The organism is Pseudosulfitobacter sp. DSM 107133, from assembly GCF_022788695.1.
Lineage (GTDB): Bacteria > Pseudomonadota > Alphaproteobacteria > Rhodobacterales > Rhodobacteraceae > Pseudosulfitobacter.
The window spans coordinates 2,380,557-2,395,932 of the sequence record NZ_CP085154.1 but is presented as its reverse complement, the minus strand read 5'-3'; the positions used below and the strand labels follow the sequence as shown (position 1 = coordinate 2,395,932).

The following is a 15,376-nucleotide window of genomic DNA, read 5'->3' as shown; positions in this document are numbered from 1 at the left end:
ATGGAACTGACTATCCTGTTTGCCCCTCTGGTCGGCGCGATCCTGTGCGGCTTTGGCTGGCGCGTCTTTGGCGAAACGGCGGCGATGTGCATCTCGACGGGGCTGTTGTTCCTGTCGGCGCTGCTGTCGTGGGTCGTGTTCCTGAGTTTTGACGGCGTCACCGAACACATCCAGATTTTGCGCTGGATCGAAAGCGGATCACTCAGCACCGATTGGGCGATCCGTCTGGACCGGATGACCGCGATCATGCTGATCGTCATCACCACGGTGTCCAGCCTGGTGCATCTCTATTCCTTTGGCTACATGGACCACGATCCGCAGTGGAAAGACGACGAAAGCTACAAGCCACGCTTTTTTGCCTATCTGTCGTTCTTTACCTTCGCGATGCTGATGCTTGTGACATCCGACAACCTTGTCCAGATGTTCTTTGGCTGGGAAGGCGTGGGCGTCGCCTCGTATCTGCTGATCGGCTTTTACTATCGCAAGCCGTCGGCCAACGCCGCCGCGATCAAGGCGTTTGTGGTCAACCGCGTGGGCGACTTCGGCTTTGCGCTGGGGATCTTTGCGCTGTTCATGCTGACCGACAGCATCCGCTTTGACGACATCTTTGCCGCCGCACCCGGTCTGGCCGAAACGCAACTGTCGTTCCTGTGGGGCGAATGGAATGCGGCCAACCTGATTGCGATCCTGCTGTTCATCGGTGCGATGGGCAAATCGGCGCAATTGCTTCTGCACACCTGGCTGCCCGACGCGATGGAAGGTCCGACACCTGTGTCGGCGCTGATCCACGCGGCAACCATGGTGACCGCTGGCGTGTTCCTGATCTGCCGCATGTCGCCGATCATGGAATTCGCCCCCGAGGCGACCATGTTCATCACCTTTATCGGTGCGACGACTGCCTTTTTTGCCGCGACCGTGGGTCTGGTCCAGACCGACATCAAGCGTGTGATTGCCTATTCGACCTGTTCGCAGCTGGGCTATATGTTCGTGGCCGCAGGCGTTGGCATGTATTCGGCGGCGATGTTCCACCTGCTGACGCACGCCTTCTTCAAGGCGATGCTGTTCCTGGGCGCCGGTTCGGTCATTCACGCGATGCACCACGAGCAGGACATGACCAACTATGGCGGCCTTCGTAAAAAGATCCCCTATACCTTTGCGGCGATGATGATCGGCACGCTGGCCATCACCGGTGTCGGCATTCCGTTGACCCACATCGGTTTCGCGGGCTTCCTGTCCAAGGATGCGATCATCGAAAGCGCCTATGGCGGCGGGTCGATGTACGGCTTCTGGATGCTGGTGATTGCCGCCGCGATGACCAGTTTCTACAGCTGGCGTCTGATCTTCCTGACCTTCTATGGCGAAGCGCGCGGTGACAAGCACACCCACGATCACGCCCATGAAAGTCCCAAGGTCATGCTGATCCCGCTGGGCGTTCTGTCGCTGGGTGCGGTGTTTGCCGGGATGATCTGGTACAACAGCTTTTTCGGTCATGCCGACAAAGTCGGTGAATTCTATGGCATTCCCGTTGCCGAAGCTTCGGCAGGTGGCACGGCCCATGTCGAGGGTGCCGAAGAGAGCCACGGCGAAACCGCTGCTGCCGGTCACGAGGCCGAAGGCGGGCATGGTGCTGCTGCGGGCGAACACCACGTCGCATTCGCAGGCAAGCCGGGCGAGGGCGCGCTGTATATCGGCCCCGACAACCATGTTCTGGAAGACGCACACGCATCGCCTGCCTGGGTCAAGGTTTCGCCGTTCATCGCGATGCTGGGCGGGTTCATTCTGGCGCTGTGGTTCTACATCTGGAACCCGACACTGCCCGCACGTCTGGCGGAAAACCAGCGTCCGATCTATTTGTTCTTCAAGAACAAATGGTACTTTGACGAGCTGTACGACTTTGTCTTCGTGCGCCCGACCAAATGGATCGGCCGCCAGCTTTGGAAAAAGGGCGACGGCAACGTGATCGACGGCACGCTGAACGGTGTGGCGATGGGCATCGTGCCCTTCCTGACCCGTCTCGCCGGGCGCGCGCAGTCTGGTTATATCTTCACCTATGCCTTCGCGATGGTCATCGGGATTGCCGTACTTATCACCTGGATGACCCTCGGAGGAGCAAACTGATGGACAACCTGCTTTCCTTCACCACGTTTATTCCGGCCGCAGCGGCCTTGATCCTGGCTGTGTTCCTGCGCGGTGGTGATGCCGCATCGCAGCGCAATGCCAAGTGGGTGGCGATGTTCGCCACCACGGCCACCTTCCTTGTGTCGCTGTTCATCCTGTTCGAATTCGACCCCAGCAACACCGGGTTCCAGTTCGTCGAACAGGGCGAATGGCTGCTGGGTCTGCAATACAAGATGGGCGTTGACGGGATCAGCGTTCTGTTCGTGATGCTGACCACCTTCATGATGCCGCTGGTGATTGCCGCAAGCTGGAACGTGGAAACACGGGTCAAGGAATACATGATCGCCTTCCTGCTGCTGGAAACGCTGATGCTGGGCGTGTTCATGGCGCTGGACCTGGTGCTGTTCTACCTGTTCTTCGAGGCCGGTCTGATCCCGATGTTCCTGATCATCGGCATCTGGGGCGGGGCGAACCGCATCTATGCGAGCTTCAAGTTCTTCCTTTACACTTTCCTCGGCTCGGTGCTGATGCTGGTGGCGATGGTTGCCATGTTCTCGGACGCGGGCACCACCGACATCGTGCAATTGCTGAGCCACGAGTTTGAATCGGACACCTTCAGCCTGCTGGGCATCCAGATCGTTGGTGGGATGCAGACGCTGATGTTCCTGGCCTTCTTTGCCAGCTTCGCGGTGAAAATGCCGATGTGGCCCGTGCACACCTGGTTGCCCGACGCGCACGTTCAGGCGCCGACGGCGGGCTCGGTGGTTCTGGCCGCGATCCTGTTGAAGATGGGCGGCTATGGCTTCCTGCGGTTCAGCCTGCCGATGTTCCCCGTGGGGGCAGAGGTGCTGACGCCGCTGGTGCTGTGGATGTCGGCGATTGCGATTGTGTACACGTCGCTGGTGGCGCTGGTGCAGGAAGACATGAAAAAGCTGATCGCCTATTCGTCGGTGGCGCACATGGGCTTTGTCACCATGGGGATCTTTGCCGCCAACCAACAGGGCGTGGACGGTGCGATTTTCCAGATGGTCAGCCACGGGTTCATCTCGGGTGCGTTGTTCCTGTGCGTGGGCGTCATCTATGACCGTATGCACACCCGCGAGATCGACGCCTATGGCGGTCTGGTCAACCGGATGCCTGCCTATGCGCTGGTCTTCATGTTCTTCACCATGGCCAACGTGGGCCTGCCGGGCACATCTGGCTTTGTCGGGGAATTCCTGACGCTGATGGGCACCTTCCAGGTCAACACATGGGTTGCAGCCGTGGCGACATCGGGCGTGATCTTCTCGGCGGCCTATGCGCTGTGGCTGTACCGCCGCGTGGTTCTGGGCGATCTGATCAAGGAAAGCCTGAAAGCCATCACTGACATGACCCGCCGCGAAAAGCTGATCTTTGCGCCGCTGGTGGCCATGACGCTGCTGCTGGGCATCTATCCGGCGCTTGTGCTGGACATCATCGGGCCGTCGGTTTCCGCACTGGTCAACAACTACGACACGGCCACGGCCGCGGCATCTGCCGCGACCCAAATGGCCGGACACTGATAAAGGAACGGGACCCATGTCCGCTGATCTGACGCTTATTCTTCCCGAGATCGTACTGGCCGTCTTTGCGATGCTGGGCCTTTTGGGCGCGGTGTATACGGGCAAAGACGCACTGGCCCCGGCGCTGGTCTGGGCCACCTCGGCGTTGTTCGTGCTGGTTGCATTCTGGGTCGGGCTGGCCGCACCGGAAACCCACACGGGCTTTGGCGGCATGTTCATTGACGACGGGTTCGCCCGCTTTGCCAAGGTGACATTGCTGCTGTCCGCCGCCGCTGTTCTGGCGATGTCCGAAGGGTACATGGCTGCACGCGGGCTGTTGCGGTTTGAATACCCGATCCTGGTCACGCTGGCCGTGGTTGGCATGATGATGATGGTCAGCGCGGGCGATCTGATGTCGCTGTACATGGGGTTGGAGCTGCAATCGCTGGCGCTTTATGTGGTCGCCTCGCTGCGGCGCGATTCGATCAAGTCGACCGAGGCGGGCCTGAAGTATTTCGTGCTGGGCGCGCTGAGCTCGGGGCTGCTGCTGTACGGCGCGTCGCTGGTCTATGGCTATGCCGGAACCACGCTGTTCTCTGGCATCATCCAGACTGCGCAAGCGGGTGATGTGTCGGTTGGTCTTCTGTTCGGTCTGGTGTTCCTGATTTCGGGTCTGGCGTTCAAAGTGTCTGCGGTGCCGTTCCACATGTGGACACCCGATGTCTATGAGGGCGCACCAACACCGATCACCGCCTTTTTCGCCACCGCCCCCAAAGTCGCCGCAATGGGCCTGTTTGCCCGTGTGATGCACGATGCCTTTGGCAATGCAGTCAGCGACTGGCAACAGGTGGTGGCGCTGATTTCGGTTCTGTCGATGTTCCTGGGCGCCATTGCCGCCATCGGTCAGACCAACATCAAACGCCTGATGGCCTATTCGTCGATTGCCCACATGGGCTATGCGCTGATGGGGCTGGCGTCTGGCACCGTCTTTGGCGTGCAGGCGATGCTGGTGTATCTGGCGATCTATGTGACGATGAACGTCGGCACCTTTGCCTTTATCCTGATGATGGAGCGGGACGGGCAGCCGGTGGTCGATATCGCGTCGCTGAACATGTATTCCAAACGGGAACCGGGCAAGGCGCTGGCGATGCTGGTGCTGTTGTTCAGCCTTGCGGGCGTGCCGCCGATGCTGGGTTTCTTCGGCAAGCTTTACGTTCTGCGCGCAGCTTACGAGGGCGGGCTGGCATGGCTGGCTGTTGCCGGTGTGGTCGCCTCGGTGATCGGGGCGTTCTACTACCTGCGCATCGTGTTCTACATGTATTTTGGTGACGAGAATGCCGAAGGTCTGGATGGCGGCAAATCGCCCGTGCTGTGGGGTTTCCTGATGGCTTCGGCTGTTGTGATGATCCTGGGCATCGTCAACATGTTCGGTGTCGAAGGTGCGGCGGCTGCGGCGGCTGCGTCTCTTGTCAATTGATCCGGTGACGCCGGTGGCTGCTGCGGGAGCCTCCGGCGGGGATTTTTCAGAACCAGAGAAGACATGACCGGCTGGCCTGACGGGTACGGGCGGCATGTGTTGGCCAGCGTGGATTCCACCCTGTCCGAAGCAGCGCGTATGGCGGCGGGTGCGTCGGGGCCGGTCTGGATCATGGCCGAACAGCAAACAGCAGCACGCGGGCGGCGCGGGCGGCCGTGGTCGATGCCTGCGGGCAATTTCGCGGCGACATTGCTGTTGCCTGTTTCCGAAGCACCGGGGCAGGTTGCCTTGCGGTCCTTTGTGGCGTCGCTGGCCCTGCGCGAGGCGCTGGTGGCAGCGACCGGACGTGCAGACGATTTTGAATTGAAGTGGCCCAACGATGTGCTGCTGCGCGGCGGCAAGCTGGCCGGTATCCTGCTGGAAAGCGCGGGACAGGGCGGGCAGATGCGTCATCTGGCCATCGGCATCGGTGTCAATCTGGTGGCGGCACCAGCGGTTGACGAGGTTGAGGCCGGGGCGGTGCGCCCTGTGTCGCTGAAAGGTGTCCTGGGCACCGTGATCACGTCCGAGGCGTTTCTGGACCTTCTGGCAGACGCCTATGCACGTTTCGAGCTGCAATTCACCACATACGGTTTTGCGCCGATCCGTACCGCGTGGATGAGCCATGCCGCCCGTCTGGGCGAGGTCATCACCGCCCGTACCAGCCGCGACGAGACCACCGGCACCTTTGCCGAGGTGGACGCAGCAGGCAATCTTGTACTAGAGACACCCAAGGGCCGCGTGGCAATCGCGGCGGCAGACGTCTATTTCTAAGGGGGGCAGGGCATGCTTCTGGCCATCGACTGCGGCAATACGAATACGGTCTTCTCGATCTGGGACGGCGAAAGTTTCATTGCCACCTGGCGCACTTCGACAGAATGGCAGCGCACGGCGGACCAGTATTATGTCTGGCTGTCGACCCTGATGAAGTTTCAGAAGATCGACGTAGACATCACCGACATGATTATCAGTTCGACCGTGCCGCGTGTGGTGTTCAACCTGCGTGTGCTGGCGGATCGCTATTTCAACACCCGCCCGATTGTGGTGGGAAAACCCGATTGCCTGCTGCCAGTGGATGTGCGCGTGGACGCGGGCACGGCAGTGGGCCCGGACCGGTTGGTGAACACGGTTGCGGGGCATGACCTGTATGGCGGCAATCTGATTGTGGTCGATTTCGGCACCGCCACCACCTTTGACGTGGTCAGCGAGGATGGCGCCTATATCGGCGGGGTGATTGCCCCCGGTGTGAACCTGAGCCTTGAAGCGCTGCACCACGCGGCTGCCGCCTTGCCCCATGTGGACATCGCCAAACCGCAACGGGTGATTGGCACCAACACTGTTGCCTGTATGCAATCCGGCGTCTTTTGGGGTTACGTCGGACTGGTGAAAGAGATATGTGCGCGGATAAAGGGCGAACGGGCGCGCGGGATGAAAGTCATCTCGACCGGCGGACTGGCACCATTGTTCCAGCAGACTGAAGACCTGTTTGACGAATTTCATGATGATTTGACGATGCACGGGCTGACCGTGATTTATCGATACAACAAGGAAAATAACTGACTTATGAGCAGTGAAAGATTGATCTACCTGCCCCTCGGTGGGGCGGGCGAAATTGGCATGAATTGCTATGTCTACGGTTACGGCAAACCTGAAAAGGAACGCCTGATTGTCGTCGACATCGGCGTGGCCTTTCCCGACATGGACAGCACGCCGGGGGTGGACCTGATCCTGCCCGACATCAGCTGGCTGGAAGAGCGGCGCGACCGCATCGAGGCGGTGTTCGTGACCCACGCGCACGAGGATCACATCGGCGCGATTGCCCACACCTATGGCCGTCTGGAAGCGCCGATTTTCGCGCGTGCCTTTACCGCCAACCATGCCAAACGCAAAATGGCCGAGCATGGCCATCCTGCCAATGCCGTGACCGTGGTCGAGGCCTGGCCCGACCAGATGGATGCGGGCCCGTTCAAGGTGGGTTTCCTGCCGATTTCGCATTCGATCCCCGAAAGCTCGGGATTGGTCATCGACAGCCCTGCGGGCCGTGTGATCCATTCGGGCGACTTCAAGCTGGACCGCACACCGCTGGTGGGCGAGGCATGGGATCCAGACCTGTGGGCGGATGTGTCCAAGGGCGGGGTCAAGGCGCTGGTCTGTGACAGCACCAACGTGTTTTCCCCCCACGCAGGACGGTCCGAAGTGACCGTTGGTCCCGAAATTGAAAAGTTGATGAATGCGGCCAACGGTATGGTCGTGGCCACCACTTTTGCGTCGAACGTGGCACGGGTGAAAACGCTGGCCGAAGCGGGCGAACGGGCGGGGCGGTCAATCGTTCTGCTGGGGCGCGCGATGAAGCGCATGGTCGAGGCGTCGGTCGAAACCGGTGTGCTGACCGAATTCCCCCCTGTGATCGCCCCCGAAGATGCGCGCAGCATCCCGCGCGAGAACCTGTTGCTGCTGGTCACCGGCAGCCAGGGCGAGCGCCGTGCGGCCAGCGCGCAGCTGGCGCGTGGCAAATACATGGGGCTGGAGATGAAGAAGGGCGATACATTCCTGTTTTCGTCCAAGGTCATTCCCGGCAACGAACGCGGTGTGATCCAGATCATGAACGCATTCTCTGAAATCGGTGTGGATGTTGTGGATGACAACAGCGGCCATTATCACGTCAGCGGCCACGCCAACCGTCCCGATCTGGAAGAGATGCACGCGGTGGTCAAACCGCAAATTCTGGTGCCCATGCACGGTGAACACCGACACCTGCGCGAACATACCAAGATTGCCGATGCCAAGGGCCTGCAAGGGGTTCTTGCGGTCAATGGTATGATGATCGACCTGACGGGCAACGCACCCAAGGTTGCGGAATATGTCGAAACGGGCCGCACCTATCTGGATGGCTCGGTGCAAATCGGCGCGCTGGACGGCGTTGTGCGCGACCGCATTCGCATGGCTTTGAATGGCCATGTGATCGTGACGCTGATCATCGACGAACAGGACGAGCCGCTGGGCGATCCATGGTGCGAAACCATGGGCCTGCCGGAAACGGGCAGCAGCAAGGCCGCATTGGTCGAAGTGCTGGAAGCGGACCTGAGCCAGTTCCTGGGCCGTGCCGACCCCAAGACCCTGCGCGATGACGAAGCGTTGGAGCAGGCCTTGCGGCGGACCGTGCGCAAGACCGCACAGGACGAGATTGGCAAAAAGCCCGAAGTCAGCGTGATCATCAGCCGTCTGACCTGAGGGAACCGAACCGCTTCTTACCGCGTTGATCATGAACGGGGGCGCACGGGCTGCGCCCCGTTTTCACATGCAAAGGAGAGTTTCATGATCAAGAAAAGCGGTTCTGCAAAGTGGTCGGGTGATCTGAAATCCGGCAAAGGCCATGTTTCGACTGAATCCGGTGTGCTGAGTGATCAGCCCTATGGGTTCAACACCCGTTTCGAAGAGGGCAAGGGCACCAACCCCGAAGAGCTGATCGGTGCGGCCCATGCGAGCTGCTTCTCGATGGCGCTCAGCATGATCCTTGGGGAAAAGGGGCTGAAGGCCGACAGTATCGAGACCAAGGCGACCGTGTCGCTGGAGAAGAAAGACACCGGGTTTGAAGTGACCAAGGTGCATCTGGACCTGAGCGCAACCATCCCCGGTGCGGATAAGGTGACATTCGACGAATGTGCCAAAATGGCCAAGGCAAACTGCCCGATTTCGAAGCTTCTGAATGTTGAAATCACCATGGATGCGACGCTGGCCTAAATGGCATAAGTCCGGTCTGTACCCATAAAAAATGCGCGTCGGGCACCGGGCCTGACGCGCATTTTTTCGTCTTACTGCCTTGTTTTAGCCGTCGTAGCGTTCGGCAAAGCTTTTTTCGATGAAGGTGGGCGTGTGATCGCCCAGACCTGTCACACGGTTGCCACCACGATCATCGCGACCACCGCGCGAACGGCTTGATGCGTTGCGTTTGCTGTCGGAATTGTCGTTGCGGTTGTCAGAGCGATTGTCAGCGCGCGTGTCGTTGCGCTGGTCAGCAGTGCGGCTGTCCGGCGCTTTGTTGGCCTGCGTCTCGGCAGGCTTTTCTGCGCGGGCTTGTTTCGCTTCCACGGGCTTGGGGGCCGCGTCGGGTTTGGCCTCTGTATTCTCGGCCCTGGCGTCGACCTGTGGCGCATCATCGCTCTTGCGGCTGCGCGAGCGGGACCGCGAGCGGCTGGGCTTCTTCTCGGTTGTCTCTGCGGCGGGGGCATCGCCCTGCGCTTCGGCACCGATGTGACCCAGCGGGTTTTCAAGGCGTGGAATTTCACGCTGGATCAGCCGTTCGATGTCTTCAAAGTTCTTTTCGTCGCGCGGCACGCAGATCATCATGGCCTTGCCGTCACGGCCCGCACGCCCGGTACGGCCGATGCGGTGAACGTAGTCCTCGGCGTGGCTGGGCACATCAAAGTTGAACACATGGCTGACACTGGGCACGTCCAGACCGCGCGCGGCCACATCCGATGCCACAAGAAAGCGCAGCTTGTTGGCGCGGAAACCGTCCAGTGTGCGTGTGCGCTGGCTTTGGTCCAGATCGCCATGGATCGGGGCCGCGTCATAGCCGTATTTGTTCAGCGATTTGGCAACGATGTCGACATCGGTCTTGCGATTGCAGAAGATGATCGCGTTGGTGCACTTGTCGCCTTCGGCGTCGATCAGCATGCGCAGAACCTTGCGCTTTTCCGATGCCTCACGATCCTTGCGCGACCCTTTGAACATCACCACACCCTGTTCGATGGTCTCCGAGGCGCTGGCCTGACGGGCCACTTCGATGCGGGCGGGGTTGCTGAGGAAAGTGTTGGTGATCCGCTCGATCTCGGGTGCCATGGTGGCCGAGAAGAACAGCGTCTGGCGGGTGAACGGTGTCAGGCCGAAAATGCGTTCGATATCGGGGATAAAGCCCATGTCCAGCATCCGGTCGGCTTCGTCCACGACCATGACCTTGACGTCCGACAGGATCAGCTTGCCACGTTCGAAATGGTCCAGCAGACGGCCCGGTGTGGCAATCAGCACATCCACGCCCTTGTCGATCAGCGTGTCCTGTTCCTTGAACGACACGCCGCCGATCAGCAGCGCCTTGGTCAGTTTCAGGTGCTTGGTATAGGTGTCGAAGTTTTCGGCAACCTGTGCGGCCAGCTCGCGGGTGGGGCACAGCACCAGGCTGCGCGGCATCCGCGCGCGGGCGCGGCCTCGGGCCAGCAGGGTAATCATTGGCAGAACAAAACCTGCGGTCTTGCCTGTGCCGGTCTGGGCAATGCCCAAAACGTCGCGTCCGTCCAGGGCGGGGGGAATCGCACCGGCCTGAATGGGGGTCGGGGTTTCGTATCCTGCTTCCTCGATGGCTTTCAGCACTTTGGGATTCAGGTTCAGATCTGAGAATTTTGTCATGTATGTCCGAAGTTTGCGGACACTGACTTGGCCCGCGGCAGCTTTGAAATGTCGGCCCGCATGGCCCAAAGGCAGCCCAAAGGCCGCGACATTGATCTGCCCATACCAAAGCGCGGGCGCGGGGTCAAATCATGTCATGAAATCAGGGAAGTGGCGGGACAATAATTGATCTAAATTCAACTGTAGCGTGCGAAGCAGCCCTTCATTGTCCAGTCGGGTGCGCAAATCGGCGCTGTCTTCGGCCACTTCACGATAGAACGCGCGCAGACCGTCCTCGCCGCTGTCGGCTTCAATAAACCGGAACAGTTCGTGCAGGCTCATCCCGCCGGCGTCGCGCGGGGTGGCCGGCGCCAGTTCGGCGCGGTACGACCCCTTTTCCAGACGGTAGCGATAGGCGGCCAGCCAGTCCTCCCATGTCTTGGCATGGCAATGGGCCAGATCAACCTGTGTCAGCTCGACTTCGCTGGGGTTCATCACCTTGTCCAGAAAGACATTGTGAATGCGCACGTCCAGCCCTTCCATATCGGTGCGTGCAAACAGCTTGCCCGCCACATGTGACAGGAAACCGCCTTTGATATGTGCGCCATAGGTCGGGTAAAGCCGGTTCACGATTGGCGCGCGCTCCGGTCCGTTGGGTATAAACGCCTTGAAATGTTGCCCGTCGCCCGCAAGCTGCTCCATCGGGCGCACGCGGGCGGTTTGCACCGTGTCGGGCAGGGCGGCCAAGGCTGTGCCGACAGGCCGGTCCGAGACCAGGAATTCGTCGGCGTCCATGTGGATCAGCCAGTCGACCTCGGCGCGGCGGGCATGGGCATGCGTGGCGTTGCGGCTCTGGCGCACCTGATGTTTTTCGGGCCGCTTGCCGCCCAGCTTTTGCCAGTGCTGCGCGTCGCAACGGGTGACGCGGATTTTCGGATGCGCCTTGAGCGGGGCAAAGGCATCGCTGTCGGGGTCGTCCAGATAGATATACAGCCGGTGCGCGCCAGCCTCGATATGATAGGCGGCAAAGCTCAGGATGTCGCGGGCGGGTGCGAGGATGGTGGATGACAGGCCCCAGGTGGTCATGCGGCAGGCTCCTGTGATGGAAACACCCGCGCGACCTTGGCGTCCAGATCCAGCGGTGCGGTGACCAGCATGTCGTGCTTGCGCAGCAGGCCCAGACGTTCAGGCGTTGCGGCGCACATCTCGTCGTAGAAACGCCGCAGGCCGGTGTCGCCTTCTTCTTCGATCAATACTTGAAGAACATCATTCAGGATCATGTTTCCATTTGTTTTCTTCCGGTACGACCCGTGGGTCATTCGAAAGTCGAAATGGCGTTGGAAGGTCTCCCAATCGGGGGCATGGGCGTGACCCACATGCACCGTGTCCAGCACAGCGCCATTGGACACTTTGAACCCGGCCTGCATCATCGCATGAATGCCCAGACGGATGCGTTTGAAGCCGGTGCGCACGATGTTCTTGCCGCCGGTATAGCTGATGAACCCCTCGGGCACATAGGCGCCAAAGGTGGGATAGATGTCGATCAGGTCAGCGGTCTTGCGTTTCGCCGCCTTGCGGGTGCGTTTGAAATAGGCGGGGCCGGTCCACGGATCGTCCGAGGCCATCAGCTCCACCGGCTGCATCCGGGCAAAGGCCATGTCTGCGGGCACTGCGGCAAGGTGCTGCGCAAGCGGTTGATCCGTCAGAATATATTCATCCACGTCGATATGCGCCAGCCAGTCCAGATCCGATGCCTTGTAGGCCTGCGAGGCGTTGGACGCCTGCCGCAACTGGTGGCTTTCGCGGGCCTTGTCCGGTTTGTCAGCCCAAAAGGCATCGTTGCACTGGTGAAAGCGCACCTTGGGGTGGGCCAGCTGTCGCGCAATCTCTGCGTCGGGCACATCCAGAAAGATGTCCATCTGCGCGGCACTCGCCTCCAGATGGTAGGCGATAAAGCGGGCGATCTGGTGAACCGGGGCCTTGATCGTCGACACCGTGCCCCAGCGCAGCACGGCGGGGTCGGTGACGATGTCCTTGGCGATCAGCGTCGTCTTGGCGCGCTCGGGCGCCTTGTCCGGCTTGCCCCAACGCATCGCGTCTACACCATCATTTCTTTGGTCGCGGTCAGGCGAATGTCGGGATAGTCGCGCACCACGCGGTCGATGTCCCATTGCAGCCGGGTCAGGTAGACGACGTCGCCGTCGTGGTCATAGCCGATGTGCTGTTTGTTCGCTTCCATAAACTTATCAACGGCTTGTCGCGCACCGTTCACCCAGCGGGCCGAGGTGAACTGTGACGGTTCAAACCGCACCGGAAGGCTGTATTCCAGCTCGATCCGGCTGGCCAGCACCTCGAATTGCAACTGCCCGACCACACCCACGACAAAGCCCGATCCGATGGCCGGTTTGAACACTTTGGCGGCCCCTTCTTCGGCGAATTGCATCAGCGCCTTTTCCAGATGTTTCGCCTTCATCGGGTCGCCCGCGCGCACGCCTTGCAGCAGTTCGGGGGCAAAGGACGGAATGCCGGTCACGCGGATCGCCTCGCCTTCGGTCAGCGTGTCGCCGATGCGCAGCTGGCCGTGGTTGGGGATGCCGATGATGTCGCCGGCCCATGCCTCTTCGGCCAGCTCGCGGTCGGACGCCAGGAACAGCACGGGGTTGGAAATCGCCATCGGTTTTTTCGTGCGCACATGGGTCAGCTTCATGCCGCGGTGAAAGTGCCCCGAGGCGAGGCGGACAAAAGCCACGCGGTCGCGGTGTTTGGGGTCCATATTGGCCTGAACCTTGAAAACAAAGCCGGACACGGTTTTCTCTTCGGGCAGGATCTGGCGCGGTTCGGCCGACTGGATCTGCGGCTCGGGGCCATAGGTGGCGATGCCGTCCATCAGTTCCTTGACCCCGAACGAGTTGATCGCAGAGCCGAACCAGATCGGGGTCAGCGACCCTTCCAGCATGGCGGCGTGGTCCATGGGGGGCAGCAGTTCGCGGGCCATCTCGACCTCTTCGCGCAGCTTTTCCAGCAGGTGCGCGGGCACATGTTCGGCCAGCTTGGGATCGTCCAGCCCGTCGATCTGGATGCTTTCGGCGACGCGGTTCCGGTCGGCGCGGTCCATCAGCTCAAGCCGGTCGCGCAGCATGTCATAGCAGCCGACAAAATCGCGGCCCACACCGATGGGCCAGCTGGCAGGTGTCACGTCAATGGCCAGGTTTTCCTGAATTTCGTCAATAATATCAAATGTATCGCGGCTTTCCCGGTCCATCTTGTTACAGAAGGTCAGGATCGGCAGGTCGCGCATCCGGCAAACCTCAAACAGTTTCTGCGTCTGGCTTTCCACACCTTTGGCACCATCAATCACCATCACGGCGGCATCCACCGCCGTCAGCGTGCGATAGGTGTCCTCGGAGAAGTCCGAGTGGCCGGGCGTGTCCACCAGATTGAACCGGAAGTTCTTGAAATCGAACGACATGGCCGAGGCGGACACGGAAATCCCGCGGTCCTTTTCCATCGCCATAAAGTCCGAGCGCGTGCGCCGCGCCTCGCCCTTGGCGCGGACCTGTCCGGCCATCTGGATCGCCCCGCCAAACAGCAGGAATTTTTCCGTCAATGTCGTTTTACCGGCATCCGGGTGCGAGATGATCGCAAAGGTGCGACGACGCGCAATCTCGGGCGGCAGATCGGGGCGGTTGGGGGCAATATCCAGCATGTTGCGGCGTATATTCTGCGGGTGCGTGCTGCGCAAGGATGCTTAGGGTCCTGACCCTAACGTGTGCTGGCCTTGCGCAGCAGTTCGGCGGCATCGGGACGGTTCAGCAGGTTTTCCTGAACATCCAGCCCCGACAGGCCGGTGCCGGCGTGATCGCCCACACCGTTGGCCAGCAATTGCGCGGTGACCTCATCAGGCACAGTGGCGCGGGTGCGGGTGTCGACCAGCGTCGATTCTGCGGCAATCCCTTCGGCATAGATAATCTGGTGGGCGTCGAACAGCAGCTGGAAATAGTCGACAAAGCCGCCGTCCTGGCGGATCACCGTGTCGCCGTTCACCAGATGGCGCGCCTTGACCAGCAGCTCGGAGCGGCCCGCGCCCAACTGGTCCGAGCGTTGATAGATGAACAGGCGGTGGTCGGGGCTGACCACCAGATCGTGAAAGTTGTTCAGCGCACCGGCACGGATGCAGATGGGGGCAAAATCCCCCACGGCGCGCACGGTCGACTGGCCGATCCAGCGCACCTGTTGCGGGCCGTCATCACGGGTCAGCACGCGGTCCCCTACGGCCAGGTCCTCAATCGGCACCTGCGCGCCCGACGCCAGCGTGATGTGGGTGCCACGGGTAAAGCGGGCACAGGCGACCTCGCCAAATTTCTCGACGGCATTGGTGGTGTCGATGCCCACCAGCGCATAATCGGTGCGTGGCGCAAGGCTGGCCAGCGGCAGCAGGTAGATTTGCGCAACATTGCCCTTGGTGTCGGTCTCGACCACCACGATGGCGTCCGTGGTTTGCCCGTCCGGCGACATCAGCGTCAGGGCGCAATCCAGATGCAGCGCGGCCCCTGTCGTGCCTGTGGGGCTTTCGGCGGCAATCTCGAACCCCTCGTCCAGCACCTGAATGGCCAGCTGTATCGGTTGCGCACCGGGGGTGAGCGAATAGGTGTCGTCCAGCTCAAGCTCGTCTGCGAAAGACAGCGCGTCGCCCAAATTTGCACCATCCGTTGCCGTGAAATTCCGGGCAACAAAAACGGGCACAAAATGTGCAGGGGTCAGCGGAAGGGTGGTTTTGCGCATGTGGTGTGGTCGCATTCAAATCTGGAATTTTGCGGGGTGATCAAGGCGCTACCGTAGA

12 protein-coding genes are annotated in these 15,376 nt (G+C 60.7%); 7 read left to right on the top strand and 5 right to left on the bottom strand.

Annotation, left to right across the window (positions count from 1 at the left end; genetic code table 11):
• The 7 genes from nuoL (at window position 1) to DSM107133_RS11675 (ending at window position 8,895) form a co-directional block, all read left to right on the top strand.
• Entirely contained in the window at window positions 1–2,118 is a 2,118-nt protein-coding gene (gene nuoL, locus DSM107133_RS11705) for an NADH-quinone oxidoreductase subunit L (protein ID WP_114294863.1), read from the top strand.
• Window positions 2,118–3,659, top strand: coding sequence for an NADH-quinone oxidoreductase subunit M (locus DSM107133_RS11700; protein WP_114294864.1), 1,542 nt, complete (start codon window positions 2,118–2,120; stop codon window positions 3,657–3,659). Before nuoL ends, DSM107133_RS11700 begins: the two co-directional genes overlap by 1 nt.
• A gap of 16 nt (window positions 3,660–3,675) precedes the next feature.
• Window positions 3,676–5,115 (top strand): NADH-quinone oxidoreductase subunit NuoN, encoded by a 1,440-nt coding sequence (gene nuoN / locus DSM107133_RS11695; RefSeq protein WP_114294865.1) that lies wholly within the window; start codon window positions 3,676–3,678, stop codon window positions 5,113–5,115.
• 63 nt (window positions 5,116–5,178) lie between these two features.
• Complete coding sequence (locus DSM107133_RS11690) at window positions 5,179–5,928, top strand: biotin--[acetyl-CoA-carboxylase] ligase (protein WP_114294866.1); 750 nt, start codon at window positions 5,179–5,181, stop codon at window positions 5,926–5,928.
• A 12-nt stretch (window positions 5,929–5,940) separates the two neighbouring features.
• Entirely contained in the window at window positions 5,941–6,714 is a 774-nt protein-coding gene (locus DSM107133_RS11685) for a type III pantothenate kinase (protein WP_114294867.1), read from the top strand.
• 3 nt (window positions 6,715–6,717) lie between these two features.
• On the top strand, window positions 6,718–8,385 hold the full coding sequence (locus tag DSM107133_RS11680) for a ribonuclease J (protein WP_114294868.1): 1,668 nt from the start codon (window positions 6,718–6,720) through the stop codon (window positions 8,383–8,385).
• An 84-nt stretch (window positions 8,386–8,469) separates the two neighbouring features.
• Window positions 8,470–8,895, top strand: coding sequence for an OsmC family protein (locus DSM107133_RS11675; RefSeq protein WP_114294869.1), 426 nt, complete (start codon window positions 8,470–8,472; stop codon window positions 8,893–8,895).
• 84 nt (window positions 8,896–8,979) lie between these two features.
• On the opposite strand, the gene DSM107133_RS11670 is transcribed toward DSM107133_RS11675, so the two are convergent.
• The 5 genes from DSM107133_RS11670 to DSM107133_RS11650 form a co-directional block, all read right to left on the bottom strand.
• Window positions 8,980–10,557: a DEAD/DEAH box helicase gene (locus DSM107133_RS11670; protein ID WP_114294870.1), complete on the bottom strand. Its 1,578-nt coding sequence runs from the start codon at window positions 10,555–10,557 to the stop codon at window positions 8,980–8,982.
• Between the two features lie 129 nt (window positions 10,558–10,686).
• Window positions 10,687–11,622: a glycosyltransferase family 2 protein gene (locus DSM107133_RS11665; protein WP_114294871.1), complete on the bottom strand. Its 936-nt coding sequence runs from the start codon at window positions 11,620–11,622 to the stop codon at window positions 10,687–10,689.
• Complete coding sequence (locus DSM107133_RS11660; protein WP_162792130.1) at window positions 11,619–12,629, bottom strand: glycosyltransferase family 2 protein; 1,011 nt, start codon at window positions 12,627–12,629, stop codon at window positions 11,619–11,621. Before DSM107133_RS11660 ends, DSM107133_RS11665 begins: the two co-directional genes overlap by 4 nt.
• A 5-nt stretch (window positions 12,630–12,634) precedes the next feature.
• Entirely contained in the window at window positions 12,635–14,242 is a 1,608-nt protein-coding gene (locus DSM107133_RS11655; RefSeq protein ID WP_114294898.1) for a peptide chain release factor 3, read from the bottom strand.
• Window positions 14,243–14,298: 56 nt separating this feature from the next.
• Window positions 14,299–15,318 (bottom strand): Hint domain-containing protein, encoded by a 1,020-nt coding sequence (locus tag DSM107133_RS11650; protein WP_114294873.1) that lies wholly within the window; start codon window positions 15,316–15,318, stop codon window positions 14,299–14,301.
• Window positions 15,319–15,376: the final 58 nt, after the last annotated feature.